A 16,123-nucleotide genomic window follows, 5' to 3' on the forward strand; every position below is an offset into this window, starting at 1 on the left:
GCAGGGACGGACTGCGCAGTGAATTCTGAATCGTGAACTGGTGAATCGGTGAGGTGAAGCGCTGATGAGCACCACCCGGCCTTACCCGCCGGGCGACCGCCGCCCGGAGCCCAGCGGCGCTTCCGGAGCGTCCGAGAGGGGCGCGCCCGTGACCGGCGTGCCCGAGGGAGGCGTGCCTGTGACCGGGACGTCCGACGGGGGCTCGGCCGTGTCGTCGGCGGGGCGTGAGATCCGCAGGCTCGACTTCGAGGGGGAGAGCGGGGTCGTTCCGCTCGCCCGCGACTTCACCCGCCAGGCGCTGTACGCGTGGGGCTGGCTGCCCGCCGCGACCGCGGACCAGCGGGCCGCCGCCGAGGACGTGCTGCTCGTCGTCTCCGAACTCGTCACCAACGCCTGTCTGCACGCCGAGGGGCCCGACGAGATGTGGATCACCTGCGACAACAAGGTGATCCGGGTCGAGGTCTCCGACAAGGGCACGGGCCAGCCCGCCCCGCGCACCCCGCACCGCGCCGGCCGCCCCGGCGGCCACGGCATGTTCATCGTGCAGCGGCTCTGCCTGGACTGGGGGGTCGTCCGCACCCCCGGCGTCTCGGGCAAGAGGGTCTGGGCCGAGCTGGGGGCACCGGCGTAACCCGCCTGGCCCCTGCCGACGTACGTCACTGTCCGCGCGCCGAATCGCCACACATCCGGCGCGCGTTGTGTCTTCCCTCCTCATGACCCCCGGCGTACCTTGACGGCCCATCTGATGTGCCGTCAGGAATGAGGGGACGGTGGGCGCCGTGTCGCACCGGACGTACCAGAAACGAACCGCCGCGCTCGCGTCGGCCGCGGCCCTGGCCGGCTCGGCGGTGCTGATGGCCGCCCCCGCGGCCCATGCCGAGGTCGTCGACGTCAACTACCAGTGCAAGACGCCGATCGGTGACAAGAGCGCCGTCTCGCCCATCGACATCAAGGCGGTCGAGAGCGGAAGCGCCTACAAGGTCACCATGTCGTGGCAGAAGGGTGTCTCCTCCAGCCCCGTCGAACTGGGCAAGGGCGCGATGAGCCCGAGCGCCACCATCAGGCTGGGCGGCGCCGACAGCGGCACCCTCGCGGTGACCGGGCCCGCCAACCAGGCCGCGATACCCGCCAACACCCCCATCAAGATCAACGACCTGTCGGGCACGTACACGCCGAAGAAGACCGGGAAGGTCACCTTCACCGCGGGCGTGCTCACCATCAAGGCGCTGGGCACGACGACGACCTGCACGCCGACGAACAGCCCCGAGCCGTCGCTGAGTCTGGACGTCTCGGCGGCGGGCGGCGGGGCCCCGCAGGGCGGCTCCGCGTCGGGCGGCGGCTCCGGCGGCGACTCCGACGCCGGGCTCCCGCAGACCGGCCCCGAGGACTCCGCGATCGCCCTCGGCACGCTCGGCGGCACCGTGCTGCTGGCCGGCGCGGCGGGCGCGCTGTGGCTGACCCGGAGGAACCAGACGGCCCGCCGCTGACGGACGTACCCCCACCGCCTCAGCCGCCGCTGTCGTTCACGCCGGTGGGTGGAACCTCAGGGACAGGCTGCCCAAACGCCCGTGTAAGGGAGCCGAGTTGACGGGAGTGACGACGTGAGCGGCAAGCTGCGGATCCCGGTGTGGGCGATGGTGCTGGCGCTGCTCGTGCCGCCCCTGGCGGGAAGCTTTACGGGCACCGCCTCGGCGGCGGACGGACCTGCCGTGAGGCTCTCCGAGTCGCAGGCGGGGACCGGGGGTTCGATCACCGTCACCGGGGACGGATGGCGGGCCCGGGCGCTGCTGATGATCCTGATCTGCGGGCAGTCCGTGCCGTCACGCGGGCTGACCGGCGGCACCAACTCCTGCGCCAACCCGGACGGCCGGGCCGTCACCACCGACGCCGAAGGGCGCTTCAGCAGGAGACTGCCGGTCGCCGAGCCGCCGGTGCCGTGCCCCTGCGTGGTGCACGTGGCGACGGTGACCGGGGCGAAGGCGGAGGCCGACGCGATCTTCCAGGTGGCCGGACACGCGGTCGAACCGCTGCCCGCCGAGTCGTCCGGCGGACGGCTGTCGGTGCTCACCGACACCCGCCTCGACGGCTCTAGCGGCCTGCTGACCTGGTTCGGGGCCCCGCCCGCCCGCACCCTCGTCGTCACCGTCGGCAACGTCGGGACCTCCGCCGTCGAGAACCCCGTCTTCCAGGTCGGTACCTCGCACGGCGTGTTCGCCCCGCAGTGGGAGGAACAACGGTGGCGCGGCACGATCGAGCCGGGGCGCAAGGCACGGATCGAACTGCCCGTCGAGCTCGCCGGCGGCGCCCACGGCGACTACACCGTCTCCCTGAAGTACGGCGGGAAGGTCCTCGCCGAGCAGCCCTGGGGCGTGGGCCGGCCGTGGGGCGTGACGCTGTTCTGGGTCCTGGCCTGCGTGGTCGTGCCGGCCGCGGTGTTCCGCGCCGGGATGGCGGTGGTGGACCGGGTCCGGCCGCGGCGCCCCCGCGGAACCCGAGGCGGCCGCCGCGGGCCGCGCCTGCCCGAACCCTCCCTGCGCCTGCCCGGCTCGAAGACGTCCCGGACTCCCGGGAAGGGGTCCCCTTCGGCTTCGGCCCTGCCGTGGTTCACCCCGGACGCCGATCCGGGGACGGGGACGGCGGGCCGGCTCTCCGCACAGCGCGACGACAGCCCGACGAGTCCTGCGACTCCCACCAGGAAGGGACCCACGTGAGCATGCGAAGGAGAGCCACACCGGACCGGGGACGCGGGGCCCTGAGAGCGGGGGCGGGCGCGGCGGGTGTCGCCCTGGTGCTCGGCGTCGCCGTCGCGCCCGCCCAGGCCGCCGAGGTGGCGTACGCGACCCGGTGCGTGCCGCCCGCGGCCGCCGGCCTGCCCCCTGTCGACGGCACCACCGAGGTGGAGATCACCGCACCGGCCACCGCGACCGTCGGCGACGAGGTCGAGGTGGTGTGGAAGTTCGTGCGGGCCGCCTCGAAGAACCCCGACCTGATCGACCTGCCCGCGAACTCCGTGCAGCCGTCCGGCACGCTGAAGGCGGCCGGCGCGCAGACCGCCCAGGTCGCGATGCGGGGGCCGCGGGAGAACCCCGCGATCCCCAAGGGCGGGAACATGGTCCTGTCCGACATGAAGGGCACCCTGAAGCTCACGGCGCCGGGGGAGGTCACGCTGACGCCGGACGCGTACGACATCAACGTGATGTCGACGGACACGAAGTGCGCGCCGACTCAGGTCGTGCGGCCGGCGGCGACCATCACGGTGGCCGCGGGCGATGGGACGTCCACGCCGACGCAGACCCCGGACCCGACCGAGAGCGCCTCCCCGACCCCGACGGCCACCCCGACCGCCTCGGCCGGTGAGAGCGACGGCACGGACACGGGCGGCTCCGGTGGCGGCGGCGACGGGCAGACGGACTTCACCGGCAAGGAGGTCCGGGTGCCGTACGCCTGCAAGACGCCCATCGGCGACAAGGAAGCGACCTCGCCGGTGCAGATCAACGCCAAGAAGAACGGCGGGAGTTACGACCTCACCGTCCAGTTCAAGGGATCGGTGATGGACAGTCCGGCCGACATTCCCGAGGACTCGGTCAAGCCGTCGATGGAGGTGGTCCTGGGCGGCGCCGACACGGGCACCGTGCACGTGGAGGGGCCGGCCAACGCGGAGGCCGTCAAGTCCGGTGACCCGATGACCATCCCGGACCTGACGGGCACCTATAGACCGGGCGCGAGCGGCGAGTCGACGCTGTCGCCTGGGGTGCTGACGGTCAAGGCACTCGGGACGACCACGACGTGCACGCCGACCGAGTCGGCGGTCTCCCTCACCCTCGACACCACCCAGCAGGCGAGCGGCGCGGCCGGCGGCTCCGCGGCCTCGGGGTCGGGGTCGGCGGGGGGCTCGTCGGCGAGCGGCGGCGGTCTGGCGGACACCGGCGCGGACGACGACGGGGCGTTGCAGGCACTGGGTCTGGTGGCCGGGACGGCGGTCCTGCTGGGCGGGGCGGTGTTCACGTTCCTGCCGGGACGCGGAAGGCGCTGACCCACCCGGGCCGGAACGCACGGAGGGCCGTCGCATCCCACGCGGGTGCGGCGGCCCTCCGTCGGCCCGGTCGGCCGGGCAGGCGTCAGCGGACGCTGCCCATGAGCTCCTTGACCTTGTTGCGGTACATCCACACCGCGACACCGGCGACCACGGCGAGCGTCGCCTCGAGGGCCACGACGCCGGTCTTGTTGAGGTCGACACCGGCGATGGACAGGAGGCCGGTCGTGGCGTCACCGGCGGTGACGGCGAGGAACCAGACGCCCATCATCTGGGAGGCGTACTTCGCGGGCGCCATCTTCGTGGTGACGGACAGGCCCACCGGCGAGAGCAGCAGCTCGCCGACGGTCTGGATGAAGTAGATCCCCACCAGCCACAGCGCGGCCGCCTTGTGGCCGCCCTCGGCGATCGTCAGCGGGGCCAGGAAGAGGAAGAAGGAGGCGCCGACCAGGACCAGGCCCGAGGAGAACTTCACGATCGTGCTGGGCTCCTTGCCGCGCCGGTTCAGCGCGAGCCAGAACCAGGCGAAGACCGGGGCCAGCGCCATGATCAGGACCGGGTTGACCGACTGGTACCAGGAGACCGGGAACTCCCAGCCGAAGACGCTGTTCTCGGCGGAGGAGTCGGCGAAGATCGACAGGGTCGAGCCGCCCTGGTCGTAGATCATCCAGAACACGGCCGCGGCCACGAAGAACCAGATGTACGCGGACATCGACTTCTGCTCGGAGCGGTCCAGGTCCTTGTCGCGCTTGATGCGGGTGAGGACCATCACCGGGATGATCACGCCGAGCAGGGTCAGCGGGACCAGGATCCAGTTCAGCGTGTAGTGGCCGGTGAAGCCGACGATCGCGTAGAAGACCACGGCGATCCCGGCCCAGACCGCGGCCTTGCGCAGCGTCGAGGACTTCTCCTCGGCGGACAGCGGCGTCGGGACCACGCTGGAACGCTCCGCGAGGTGGCGGCTGCCGAGCAGGAACTGCACCAGGCCCAGCGCCATGCCCAGCGCGGCGAGCGCGAAGCCGAGGTGCCAGTTGACGTTCTCGCCGACGGTGCCGATGACCAGCGGTGCCGCGAAGGCGCCGAGGTTGATGCCCATGTAGAAGACGGTGAAGCCACCGTCACGGCGCGGGTCGTCCGGGCCGGAGTACAGGTGGCCGACCATCGTCGAGATGTTGGCCTTCAGCAGACCCGAGCCGATCGCGACCAGGCCGAGACCGGCGTAGAACGTGCCGGAGGACGGCAGGGCCAGCGTGAGGTGGCCGAGCATGATGACCGCACCGGCGACGGCCACGGTCTTGCGCGGACCCCAGACGCGGTCGCCGAACCAGCCGCCCGGCATGGCGAGCAGGTACACCAGCGACACGTACACGGAGTAGATCGCGGTAGCCGTGGCCGCGTTCAGGTGTAGGCCGCCCGGAGCGACGAGGTACAGCGGGAGAAGAGCCCTCATGCCGTAGTAGGAGAAACGCTCCCACATCTCGGTCATGAAGAGAGTGGCCAGTCCGCGGGGGTGGCCGAAGAAGGTCGTCTCGGAACCGGGGGTGCCCGGGGTGACCGAGTCCTTCGTCAGGCTGGACGCCATGGTCGATCCTTGCTGGTCGGGACGCGCGCCAGAGCGAATGCGCGCCCGGTGGGGGGCGGCCGGCACCGGCGGCTCGGCCCGTCCACCCCACGCCCACGGGGAGCCCGCCCCGGGTCACGGGGCGGTGGACGGCGACCGCCGGGATCCACGCCCCCGCCACGGGGGCCCGGCCACAGGTCGTTCCTTTCGAGGCCGGCGGAAACCGGCCCGCACACAAAAGAGACCCTCGGCGTCAAACGGCCGCCAAAGGCCCCGCGGTGCTACAGGCGTTTCATTCACCATACGGCAGGACAGAGCATGATATGGAAGGACTTGAGACGCGGATCACAGGTGAGGGTGGAACCGTGCACCTCATTTCCAAGGTCTATTCACGAATCTCACCCTAGAGGCATAGGTTCATACCAAGGTAAGGACGGCTGTGAAGTCCGGCATGTCCCTAGGTAAGAATCACCCTTGCCGATCACACCCCAGCTCTTGTCGTGAGCGGACTACCATCAGCTCATGACCCGTGTACTGCTCGCCGAGGACGACGCGTCCATCTCGGAGCCGCTGGCCCGCGCCCTGCGCCGGGAAGGGTACGAGGTCGAGGTGCGTGAGGACGGCCCCACCGCACTCGACGCCGGCATCCAGGGCGGCATCGACCTGGTCGTGCTCGACCTGGGGCTGCCAGGGATGGACGGCCTGGAGGTGGCCCGCCGGCTGCGCGCCGAGGGCCTCACCGTCCCGATCCTCATCCTGACCGCGCGCGCCGACGAGGTGGACACCGTCGTCGGTCTCGACGCGGGCGCCGACGACTACGTCACCAAGCCCTTCCGGCTCGCCGAACTGCTCGCCCGCGTCCGGGCCCTGCTGCGCCGCGGCGCCTCGGAGCCGGCGCAGCCGCCCGCCACCCACGGCGTGCGCATCGACGTCGAGTCGCACCGGGCGTGGATGGGCGACGAGGAGCTCCAGCTCACCGCCAAGGAGTTCGACCTGCTGCGGGTCCTCGTGCGGGACGCCGGGCGGGTCGTCACCCGCGACCAGCTGATGCGCGAGGTCTGGGACACCACGTGGTGGTCCTCGACCAAGACGCTGGACATGCACATCTCGTGGCTGCGCAAGAAGCTCGGGGACGACGCCGCCAACCCGCGGTACATCGCCACCGTGCGGGGCGTCGGGTTCCGCTTCGAGAAGAGCTAGCCGGCTGCGCCGGGGCGTCGCCCCCTCCGCACTCCCCCTGTAGTCACCGCCCGGAGGGCCCTGTGCGTCGCCGTCTCATCCAGTCCACCCTCGCCGTGGTCCTCGTGGTCATCGCGGTGTTCGGTGTCTCGCTCGTCATCGTCGAGACCCGCACCATCAGCAACAGTGCCCAGGAGCGGGTGGAGCTCGAGGCGGCCCGGCTGGCCAGCATCGTGGACAGCCGGCTGCTCGGCGCCGGGAACGTCGACGCCGAGGTCCTGAAGAACCAGGTCTCCGGGGACCGCTACGCCGTGATCCGGATCCCGGGCGAGAAGGCCATCGAGGTCGGCACCAAGCCGCCCACCGACGACGTCATCGAGGGCGAGGCCAAGGGCGAGGAGGGCGAGACCGTCGTCGTCCAGGAGCCGCGCTCCTCGGTGACCCGCGAGGTCGGCCGTACGCTGCTGATCATCGGGCTGGTGGCGCTGCTCGCGGTGATCGCCGCGGTGCTGCTCGCGATCCGACAGGCCAACAAGCTCGCCTCGCCGCTCACCGACCTCGCCGAGACCGCCGAACGCCTCGGCTCCGGCGACCCGCGCCCCCGGCACAAGCGGTACTCCGTGCCCGAGCTGGACCGGGTCGCGGACGTCCTCGACTCCTCAGCCGAACGCATCGCCCGCATGCTGACCGCCGAGCGCCGGCTCGCCGCCGACGCCTCCCACCAGCTGCGTACACCGCTGACCGCGCTGTCCATGCGGCTCGAGGAGATCACCCTCACCGACGACCCGGACACGGTGAAGGAGGAGGCCACTATCGCGCTCACCCAGGTCGAGCGCCTCACCGACGTGGTGGAACGGCTGCTCACCAACTCCCGCGACCCCCGTACCGGATCCGCGGTGACCTTCGACCTCGACGAGGTCATCCAGCAGCAGCTCGCCGAGTGGCGCCCCGCCTACCGCGGGGTGGGCCGGGCCATCGTCAGCTCCGGCAAGCGGCACCTCCAGGCGGTCGGCACGCCCGGGGCGGTCGCGCAGGTGCTGGCCGCGCTGATCGAGAACTCCCTCATGCACGGCGGCGGCACGGTCGCGCTGCGCACCCGGGTCACCGGGAACCAGGCGGTCATCGAGGTCACCGACGAGGGCCCGGGCGTCCCGGCCGACCTGGGAGCCCGCATCTTCGAGCGGGCGATCAGCGGCCGTAACTCCACGGGGATCGGCCTGGCGGTCGCCCGGGACCTGGCGGAGGCCGACGGGGGCCGTCTGGAGATGCTCCAGGCCCAGCCCGCGGTGTTCGGCCTGTTCCTGTCGCGTACGCCGGTCAGGAAGTCGGCGGGCGCGTCGGAGCCGACGGTTCGCTAGCGGGACCCGGTCACGGCACGCGCTGCCCGGTGCGCGGCTTCTTCGCTTCCCTGGCCAGGAGCGACTCCGCGCTCGCCACCGCCTCCATGGCCGGAAGCGTGCGGAAGACCCAGGTGCGGTACGACCAGAAGCGGAACAGGGTGGCGACGCCGATGCCGACGAACTTGAAGATGTTGCTCTGCAGCGGGCTGTCCCAGCCGAAGCCGTACGTCGCCGCGTAGAGCAGGCCGTTCTCGATGACCAGGCCCACCGCGCTGAAGAGCAGGAACAGGGTGAGTTCCTTGGTGCGGCCGGACTTGTCGCGGTCACGGTAGGTGAAGTAACGGAACCCGACGTAGTTGAAGGCGATGGCGACGACCGTGGCTATGACACTGGCGCGCACGACCTGAAGCTCGGTCGTGTGCCGCACCAGGTTGAACACGAGGAGGTTGACCAGCACGCCGGCCCCGCCGACCGCGCCGAACTTCGCAGCCTCGCGCACCAGCCGGGCGAAGCGCTGTCGTGCCGCGCTGGGGGGCGCCGAGCGCGCCGTACGAGACCCCGAGGAACCACGTTCCATGGCTGTCCAGGCCCCCGTCTGTCGGTTTCGTCAACGCTGCCATGCTAACCACCCCCCCTTCGTGATCGCCTGTGGATGGGTTCACCGCAGGGCAAAGGACCGGCCCGCCGGAGGTGAAATCGGCCACCGTGGCGTGGCCGATACCCTAGGGGCGTGACGTTCCCGGTAGTCGGCATGGTCGGCGGGGGCCAGCTCGCTCGTATGACACACGAGGCAGGCATCCCGCTCGGCATCAGGTTCAAGCTCCTCAGTGACACCCCTCAGGATTCCGCGGCGCAGGTGGTGAGCGAAGTCGTTGTCGGCGACTATCGCGACCTCGACACGCTGCGTGAGTTCGCGCGGGGCTGCGACGTGATCACGTTCGATCACGAACACGTACCCACCGAGCACCTCAGGGCCCTGGAGGCGGAGGGCATCCCCGTCCGCCCCGGCCCCGACGCGCTCGTGCACGCCCAGGACAAGGGCGTGATGCGGGCGAGGCTCGACGCGATCGGGGTGCCGTGCCCACGGCACCGGATCGTGAGCGACCCGCAGGACGTGGTGGCCTTCGCGGCGGAGGGCGACGGCTTCCCCGTCGTCCTCAAGACCGTCCGCGGCGGCTACGACGGCAAGGGCGTGTGGGTCGTCGACTCCGTCGAGGAGGCCGCCGACCCCTTCCGGGCCGGGGTGCCGGTCCTCGCCGAGGAGAAGGTCGACTTCGTCCGCGAGCTCGCCGCGAACGTCGTGCGCTCCCCGCACGGCCAGGCCGTCGCCTACCCGGTCGTGGAGTCCCGGCAGGTGAACGGCGTCTGCGACACGGTGATCGCGCCAGCCCCCGACCTCGACCGGACGCTGGCCCTGGAGGCGGAGCAGCTCGCGCTGACCGTCGCCAAGGAACTGGGCGTCGTCGGGCACCTCGCCGTCGAGCTGTTCCAGACCCGCGACGGGCGCATCCTCGTCAACGAGCTCGCGATGCGCCCGCACAACTCCGGCCACTGGTCGATGGACGGGGCGATCACGTCCCAGTTCGCCAACCACGTCCGCGCGGTCCTGGACCTGCCCCTGGGCGACCCGCGCCCGCGCCAGCCGTGGACGGTCATGGTGAACGTCCTCGGCGGCGACTACCCGGACATGTACTCCGCGTACCTGCACTGCATGGCCCGCGACCCCCAGCTGAAGATCCACATGTACGGCAAGGACGTGAAGCCCGGCCGCAAGGTGGGCCACGTCAACACCTACGGCGACGACCTGGACGACGTGCTGGAGCGCGCCCGTCACGCAGCCGGCTACCTGAGAGGCACGATCACCGAATGAGCCCCGTTGTTGGCATCGTCATGGGTTCGGACTCCGACTGGCCCGTGATGGAGGCCGCGGCCCAGGCCCTCGCCGAGTTCGAGATCGACTTCGAGGTCGACGTCGTCTCCGCGCACCGCATGCCGCGCGAGATGGTGGCGTACGGCGAGCAGGCCGCGGAGCGCGGACTGAAGGTGATCATCGCGGGGGCCGGCGGCGCCGCCCACCTCCCGGGCATGCTCGCCTCGGTCACCCCGCTGCCGGTGATCGGCGTGCCCGTGCCGCTGAAGTACCTCGACGGCATGGACTCCCTGCTGTCGATCGTGCAGATGCCGGCCGGCGTGCCCGTCGCGACCGTCTCGGTCGCCGGTGCCCGCAACGCCGGACTGCTCGCCGCCCGCATCCTCGCCGCGCACGACGAGGAACTCCTCGGTCGGATGCGGGAGTTCCAGCAGGAGCTGAACGACCAGGCCACCGAGAAGGGCAAGCGCCTGCGCGCCAAGGTCGAGGGAGCGGGCAACGGCTTCGGTTTCGGGAAGTGACCCGGATGAGCTCGGCTGAACAAGCCCGGGCGCTCCTAAGGGAGTTCCCCGTCGTCGACGGCCACAACGACCTGCCCTGGGCGCTGCGCGAGCAGGTCCGCTACGACCTCGACGCCCGTGACATCGCCACCGACCAGGGCGCCCACCTGCACACCGACATCCCCCGGCTGCGCGCGGGCGGGGTCGGCGCGCAGTACTGGTCGGTGTACGTGCGCTCGGACCTGCCCGACGCGGTCCCCGCGACGCTGGAACAGATCGACTGCGTACGGCAGTTGCTGGCGCGCTATCCGGACGACCTGCGGGCCGCACGCACCGCCGCCGACATGGAGGAGGCGCGTGCGGAAGGCCGTATCGCCTCGCTGATGGGCGCGGAGGGCGGGCACTCGATCGCCGACTCCCTCGCCACGCTGCGGGGGTTGTACGCCCTGGGCGTCCGGTACATGACCCTCACCCACAACCACAACGTGGCGTGGGCCGACTCCGCGACGGACGAGCCGGGTGTGGGCGGCCTGTCGGCGTTCGGCCGTGAGGTCGTGCGGGAGATGAACCGCGAGGGCATGCTGGTCGACCTCTCGCACGTGGCGGCCACCACGATGAGGGACGCGCTGGACGCGACGGCCGCGCCGGTGATCTTCTCCCACTCCTCGTCGCGGGCCGTCTGCGACCACCCGCGCAACATCCCCGACGACGTGCTGGAACGCCTTCCCGCCAACGGCGGTGTGGCGATGGTGACGTTCGTCCCGAAGTTCGTGCTCCAGGCGGCCGTCGACTGGACGGTCGCGGCCGACGAGAACATGCGCGCGCACGGCTTCCACCACCTCGCCACCACCCCCGAGGCGATGAAGGTGCACCGCGCCTTCGAGGAGCGCACCCCGCGTCCGGTGGCGACCGTTTCGACGGTGGCGGACCACCTCGACCACATGCGCGAGGTCGCGGGCGTCGACCACCTCGGCATCGGCGGCGACTACGACGGCACGGCCTTCACCCCGGACGGCCTCGGCGACGTCTCCGGGTATCCCAACCTTCTCGCCGAACTGCTCGACCGCGGCTGGTCGAAGGCCGACCTGGCCAAGCTGACCTGGCAGAACGCGGTACGGGTGCTGGGCGCGGCGGAGGACGTGGCCCGTGACCTTCAGGCCCGGCGGGGCCCGTCCAACGCCACCATCGGCGAGCTGGACGGCTGATCGTCGAGGGCGGGGTAGTCGGTGTAGCCGGTCGCCCCGCCCACGTACATCAGGTACCGCCGAGCCGCAGCCGGGCCACCAGGTCGGGGTTGGCCAGGAAGGGCCGGCCCAGGGCGATCAGGTCGGCGCCGGCGGCCAGCAGCTCGGCGGACGCCCGGCGGACCGCCTCCGTGGTGACCTCCCCCAGCACGGGGTTGGCGATCAGGGTCCCCGGCCAGTCCTCGCGGATGCGGCGGTAGACCGGCGAGGCCGGATCGGCGTACACGAGGTGCAGGTAGGCGGGTCGCAGGTCCCGCAGTCGCTCGACGAGTGCCGGGTAGAGGACCTGCGTGTCGTGCTCCTCGACGCCGTTGACGGTGTGGCCGGGGGAGATCCGCAGTCCCGTCCGCTCGGGTCCGACCTCGGCGACCCAGGTCAGCGAGCGGTCGCTGCGCTACTACGAGCAGCAGGGGCTGCTGGCGGCCGGGCGCACGGCAGGCGGTCACCGGGACTATCCCGAGGCGGCCGTCGACCGGGTCGTCAGGATCCAGGAGCTGTTCGCGGCCGGGCTGCACAGCTCGAAGATCGCGCGACTGCTGCCCTGCATGCGGGACACCGACGGCGGCCCGTCGGCCGTGGTCACGCCGAAACTCGTCGCCGACCTCACCGAGGAACGCGAGCGCATCGACCGGATGATCGCGGACCTGGTCCGCTCCCGGGACACGCTCGACGAGGTGATCGACGCGGCGCGGGACAGCTGAGCCGGTCAGTCGCGCACCATCGTGTAGCCGACGCCGCGCACGGTCCGGATCAGCCTCTGGTCGCCGTCGCCCAGTTTGCGGCGCAGATAGTAGATGTACGTCTCGACGGTCCCGGTGCGGAACGGCGCCCCCCAGACCCGCTCCAGGATCTGCTTCTTCGTGACGACCTGACCGGCGTGGTCCAGCAGGTAGCCGAGCAGTTCGAACTCCCGGGCCGAGAGCTCGACGCGGGTGCCGTCCCGCCAGACCCGGCGGCGTGCCGGGTCCACCGACAGGTCCCCGTGGCGCAGCAGCCGGCTCTCGTCGGCCAGGTCGCGGGCCAGCAACTCCCGGCCGTGCGCGACGACTTCGGCGACCTCGTACGGCTTGGTGAGATGCCCGTCCAGGGCCGCCATCGTGCGCCGCACCGCTGCGGCGGCCTCGGTGTCCTCGCCGGCGGAGAGGAACAGCACCGGTGCCCGGACACCGGCCGCGCGCAGTCCGTCGTACGTCCCGACGGCGTCGTCGTCCGGCAGGGCCATGTCGAGGATGACGAGGTCGGGCCGCACCGAACGGCCGACGGGCGTCGCGAACCGGCCGCGGCTGGCGGCGTACACCTCGAAGCCGAGGTCGCCGAGCTCCTTGATCAGGGGCCGGGCGGCGGGGTCGGCGTCCACGACGAGGACGCGGAGCGGGGTGGGTCTTTGAACGTTCACGTACTAGAGGACGAAAAGCCATGGCCAAAGGTGCCCGCGTCCATACCCCGAACGCCCCGCCCACCAGGAAGGCCCCGTGGCTCCGTGCGACGGTGACCGTACGGCGATCAGGACGATCACGACGTACCTCACGACGTACGGAGCCCGCCATGGCAGACCTCCAGGACGAACTGCACACCACCACAGAGGTCGGCGACTTCGACGACCTGCCCGAGCCGCTCCCGGAGCCCTTCCCGGTGGAGCCCTGCGCCCCCGCCGCCGCCGGCACCACCCCACTGGAGCGGGCCCGCACCATCCTGGAGGCGTACCCGGTCGCCGACGGCTACAACGGCCTGCCCTGGGCGCTGCGGCACCTGCCCTGGTACGACCTGGAAGTCGGGGAGAGCGCCGTCGACACCGATGTGCCGCGGCTGCGCGAGGGCCGTGTCGGCGCACTGCTGTGGTCGCTGCACCTGCCCGAGGGCCTCGACGGCGACCGGGCCGTCGGCGCCACCCTGGAACAGCTCGACCTGATCAAGACGGTCGTACGCAACCACCCCGAGGGCCTGCGCCTCGCGCACACCGCCGGCCAGACCACCGACGTACGCAACTGCGGCCGCATCTCCGTGCTGCTCGGCCCGGCCGGAGCCGCCGCCCTCGGCGACTCCCTCGGCATCCTGCGCTCCCTGTACGCCCTGGGGGTGCGGGTCCTCACCCTGACCGGCGTCACCTGGGCGAGCGAGGCCGGACTGACCCGGTTCGGCGAGGAGGTGCTGCGGGAGATGAACCGCCTCGGCGTCCTCGCCGACCTCTCCGGCGCCTCGGCGGACACCATCCGACGGGCGCTCGCGGTGTCCAAGGCGCCGGTCATGTGCACCCGTTCGGCCGCCCGCGCGCTGCGCCCGCACCCGGCCAACCTGCCCGACGACCTGCTCGCCGCGCTGGGCGAGAACAAGGGATTGTGCATGGTGCCGCTGACCGCCGAGCAGACCGGTCCGACGGTCCGGGACGTCGCCGACCACCTCGACCATGTGCGCGAGGTGGCGGGAGCGGAGTGCGTGGGCCTGTCCGGCACCTACGACGTCGGCACCGCCCACCCCCAGGAGCTGGGCGACGCCTCCTGCTACCCGCACCTCATCGCCGAACTCCTGCGCCGCGGCTGGCCCGAGACCGATATCGCCCTGCTGACCTGGGGCAACGTCCAGCGTGTCCTGCGCGGCGCCGACTTCACCGCGCACGCCACCAGCCAGCGCCGGGAGCCGTCCACGGCGAAGATCTCCGACCTGGACGGCTGAGGCGGGCGACTGCCCGAGGCGGGCGACTACAGCGGATCGATCCGGCAGAGGCAGAAGGGGTGGCCCGCCGGGTCGGCGTACACCCGGAAGTCCTTCTTCTCGTAGTCCTCCCCGTCCAGGACCCGGGCCCCCAGCGCCAGCACCCTCTCCTCGGCCGCGTCCATCTCCTCCCACGTGGTCCCGCCCTCGAAGTCGAGGTGGAACTGCTGCGCGTTCCGGTCGGCGCGCGGCCACTCCGGCGGGGTCAGGCCGGGGGCCCGCTGGAAGGCGAGCCGCGGCCCGTCCGGGATCCGCAGGACGACCCAGTCGTCGTCCTCCGCCTCGGGCGTGCCGCCGCCGATCCGGGCGTAGAAGGCGGCCAGCGCGTGCGGGTCGGGACAGTCGACGACGACGGAACGCAGACGGGCGACGGGTGCCATGGGATCCTCCCGGTTCGACAGGTGATCAGCAGGCGCAGAGGCAGAACGGGTGCCCCGCCGGGTCCGCGTAAACCCGGAAGGTCCGCGAGCGGTCCTCCGTCTCCAGCGGCCTCGCCCCCAGCGCCAGCACCTCCTTCTCGGCCGCGTCCAGGTCCGGCACCTCCAGATCCAGGTGGAACTGCTGCGAGTGGTCGGGCGAGGGCCACCGGGGCGGCACGAAGTCGGGGGCGGCCTGGAACGCCACCGTCTGCCCGCCGGGCAGCTTCAGGTCCACCCAGTCCTCCTGCCCCACCACGGTGCCGCCGAGCACGTCGGCGTAGAACCCGGCGAGGGCGGCGGGGTCGGGACAGTCCAGGACGACGGCACCCAGTGTGGCGACAGCCATGACTCCTCCTTGGCGTCGGAATTACCCGCAGACGTTACCTGTAGGAGCGGGTAACCAGTAACGGTTACTGCATGCTCCCTCATTGGAGGTAACGTCGCAAGCATGAGTGAGAGATCGCCCGCGCCCGGTGGCCTGGCCCTGGTCGAGTCCCTGGTGAACACGCTGGACGTCGAGTCGGGCGCCGACTCGCTGGACGGGGTGGAGGGCCGGGCCCGGTTCGGACTGACTCAGGACGAGCTCCCGGCCGCCCGCGAACTGCGCGAGTCCCTGCGCGCGACGCTGCTCGCCCACGCGGGCCATCAGGCGCACCGCACGGTGACCCCGCTGGGCGAGCTGCTCGCGCGGGCGCCCCTGGTGGTGACGGTCGACGCGGGCGACGGCTCGGCGGCCCTCGCCCCGGCCGACGAGGGCCCGCTGCTCTCCCGCGTCGCGGCGGCCGTCGCCCAGGCCCTGGTGGAGGGAACCTGGACCCGGCTGAAGGCCTGCGAGGCCGTCGACTGCCTCTGGGCGTACTACGACCGCAGCCCGGCCGGCCGCGGCCGCTGGTGCTCGATGCAGGTGTGCGGGGCCCGCGCGAAGATGCGCCGCTACCGGGCGAAGGGCTGAGGCGCGGGGCGCCGGGGGCGGCCGGCAGGGTGAGGGGTGAGGGCCCTCATGCCGGGGACGCGAGAATCCCGGCCCCACCTTGGAAAGCGGTTCCCGAAGCACGGGGGAGACGTGGAGAATGGGACGCGCGCCGCTCCGGCCGGCTGAGCCCCGGCCGGAGCGGCGTTCTTGTGCCGCGGGCCGCGTCGGCGGGCCGTCACTCGGTCTGCCCGAACCGCCGGAGCTGCGCCGAACCCCGCTGCGAGCCGAGGAGACCCGGCAGCACGGAACCCGGAGTACGGAGCGAGGCGGCCGGGTTCTGCGCCCCGGCCGGACT

The 16,123-nt window shown here is 72.0% G+C and carries 17 protein-coding genes and 1 pseudogene; 12 read left to right on the forward strand and 6 right to left on the reverse strand.

The window, feature by feature from the left end; all coding sequences use genetic code 11:
- Window positions 1-64 precede the first annotated feature (64 nt).
- The 4 genes from AQJ84_RS21055 to AQJ84_RS21070 all read left to right on the forward strand — a co-directional run bounded on the left by AQJ84_RS21055 (window position 65) and on the right by AQJ84_RS21070 (window position 4,033).
- Entirely contained in the window at window positions 65-631 is a 567-nt protein-coding gene (locus AQJ84_RS21055; RefSeq protein WP_030044412.1) for an ATP-binding protein, read from the forward strand.
- Between the two features lie 148 nt (window positions 632-779).
- The gene (locus AQJ84_RS21060) at window positions 780-1,487 is read left to right on the forward strand and encodes an LPXTG cell wall anchor domain-containing protein (RefSeq protein ID WP_030044413.1); all 708 of its coding nucleotides are present in this window, start codon (window positions 780-782) and stop codon (window positions 1,485-1,487) included.
- 147 nt (window positions 1,488-1,634) lie between these two features.
- Window positions 1,635-2,711 carry a hypothetical protein gene (locus AQJ84_RS21065; RefSeq protein ID WP_053191372.1) on the forward strand — a complete coding sequence of 359 codons (1,077 nt, stop codon included), beginning with the start codon at window positions 1,635-1,637 and terminating at the stop codon, window positions 2,709-2,711.
- Complete coding sequence (locus AQJ84_RS21070) at window positions 2,708-4,033, forward strand: hypothetical protein (protein ID WP_374935397.1); 1,326 nt, start codon at window positions 2,708-2,710, stop codon at window positions 4,031-4,033. Before AQJ84_RS21065 ends, AQJ84_RS21070 begins: the two co-directional genes overlap by 4 nt.
- A gap of 85 nt (window positions 4,034-4,118) precedes the next feature.
- Here AQJ84_RS21070 and AQJ84_RS21075 read toward each other — a convergent pair whose 3' ends face one another.
- Entirely contained in the window at window positions 4,119-5,615 is a 1,497-nt protein-coding gene (locus AQJ84_RS21075) for an oligopeptide:H+ symporter (RefSeq protein WP_030044416.1), read from the reverse strand.
- A 501-nt stretch (window positions 5,616-6,116) separates the two neighbouring features.
- Here AQJ84_RS21075 and AQJ84_RS21080 point away from each other — a divergent pair.
- Both AQJ84_RS21080 and AQJ84_RS21085 read left to right on the forward strand, forming a co-directional pair.
- On the forward strand, window positions 6,117-6,794 hold the full coding sequence (locus AQJ84_RS21080; RefSeq protein WP_030044417.1) for a response regulator transcription factor: 678 nt from the start codon (window positions 6,117-6,119) through the stop codon (window positions 6,792-6,794).
- Between the two features lie 62 nt (window positions 6,795-6,856).
- The gene (locus AQJ84_RS21085) at window positions 6,857-8,131 is read left to right on the forward strand and encodes an ATP-binding protein (protein WP_030044418.1); all 1,275 of its coding nucleotides are present in this window, start codon (window positions 6,857-6,859) and stop codon (window positions 8,129-8,131) included.
- A 10-nt stretch (window positions 8,132-8,141) separates the two neighbouring features.
- Here the strand turns inward: AQJ84_RS21085 and AQJ84_RS21090 are convergent, their stop codons facing one another.
- Window positions 8,142-8,690, reverse strand: coding sequence for a GtrA family protein (locus AQJ84_RS21090; protein WP_030044419.1), 549 nt, complete (start codon window positions 8,688-8,690; stop codon window positions 8,142-8,144).
- 153 nt (window positions 8,691-8,843) lie between these two features.
- Between AQJ84_RS21090 and AQJ84_RS21095 the strand changes: the two genes are divergently transcribed.
- The 3 genes from AQJ84_RS21095 to AQJ84_RS21105 are packed head-to-tail and all read left to right on the forward strand — an operon-like array spanning window position 8,844 to window position 11,688.
- Window positions 8,844-9,983 (forward strand): 5-(carboxyamino)imidazole ribonucleotide synthase, encoded by a 1,140-nt coding sequence (locus AQJ84_RS21095; protein WP_030044420.1) that lies wholly within the window; start codon window positions 8,844-8,846, stop codon window positions 9,981-9,983.
- Window positions 9,980-10,504 (forward strand): 5-(carboxyamino)imidazole ribonucleotide mutase, encoded by a 525-nt coding sequence (gene purE / locus AQJ84_RS21100; RefSeq protein WP_078632363.1) that lies wholly within the window; start codon window positions 9,980-9,982, stop codon window positions 10,502-10,504. The genes AQJ84_RS21095 and purE overlap by 4 nt, the downstream gene beginning before the upstream one ends.
- A gap of 5 nt (window positions 10,505-10,509) precedes the next feature.
- Window positions 10,510-11,688, forward strand: a complete 1,179-nt coding sequence (locus AQJ84_RS21105) for a dipeptidase (protein WP_030044422.1) — start codon at window positions 10,510-10,512, stop codon at window positions 11,686-11,688.
- Here AQJ84_RS21105 and AQJ84_RS41100 read toward each other — a convergent pair.
- Window positions 11,637-12,097, reverse strand: a pseudogene (locus tag AQJ84_RS41100) (oxidoreductase); the annotation flags it as partial. The gene AQJ84_RS21105 and the pseudogene AQJ84_RS41100 overlap by 52 nt on opposite strands.
- On the opposite strand from AQJ84_RS41100, the gene AQJ84_RS21115 reads away from it, so the two are divergent.
- A complete protein-coding gene (locus tag AQJ84_RS21115; protein WP_030044424.1) occupies window positions 12,060-12,428 on the forward strand; it encodes a MerR family transcriptional regulator in 369 nt (122 codons plus the stop codon). The pseudogene AQJ84_RS41100 and the gene AQJ84_RS21115 overlap by 38 nt on opposite strands.
- Before the next feature lie 5 nt (window positions 12,429-12,433).
- Here AQJ84_RS21115 and AQJ84_RS21120 read toward each other — a convergent pair whose 3' ends face one another.
- A complete protein-coding gene (locus AQJ84_RS21120; protein WP_030044425.1) occupies window positions 12,434-13,123 on the reverse strand; it encodes a response regulator transcription factor in 690 nt (229 codons plus the stop codon).
- Between the two features lie 149 nt (window positions 13,124-13,272).
- On the opposite strand from AQJ84_RS21120, the gene AQJ84_RS21125 reads away from it, so the two are divergent.
- Complete coding sequence (locus AQJ84_RS21125) at window positions 13,273-14,397, forward strand: dipeptidase (RefSeq protein WP_030044426.1); 1,125 nt, start codon at window positions 13,273-13,275, stop codon at window positions 14,395-14,397.
- Window positions 14,398-14,423: 26 nt separating this feature from the next.
- Here the strand turns inward: AQJ84_RS21125 and AQJ84_RS21130 are convergent, their stop codons facing one another.
- Both AQJ84_RS21130 and AQJ84_RS21135 read right to left on the reverse strand, forming a co-directional pair.
- Entirely contained in the window at window positions 14,424-14,816 is a 393-nt protein-coding gene (locus AQJ84_RS21130; protein WP_030044427.1) for a VOC family protein, read from the reverse strand.
- A 25-nt stretch (window positions 14,817-14,841) separates the two neighbouring features.
- On the reverse strand, window positions 14,842-15,201 hold the full coding sequence (locus AQJ84_RS21135; RefSeq protein WP_030044428.1) for a VOC family protein: 360 nt from the start codon (window positions 15,199-15,201) through the stop codon (window positions 14,842-14,844).
- Between the two features lie 102 nt (window positions 15,202-15,303).
- Between AQJ84_RS21135 and AQJ84_RS21140 the strand changes: the two genes are divergently transcribed.
- The gene (locus AQJ84_RS21140; protein ID WP_030044429.1) at window positions 15,304-15,807 is read left to right on the forward strand and encodes a CGNR zinc finger domain-containing protein; all 504 of its coding nucleotides are present in this window, start codon (window positions 15,304-15,306) and stop codon (window positions 15,805-15,807) included.
- Window positions 15,808-16,123 lie beyond the last annotated feature (316 nt).

Source organism: Streptomyces resistomycificus, from assembly GCF_001514265.1.
GTDB classification, from domain to species: Bacteria; Actinomycetota; Actinomycetes; order Streptomycetales; family Streptomycetaceae; genus Streptomyces; species Streptomyces resistomycificus.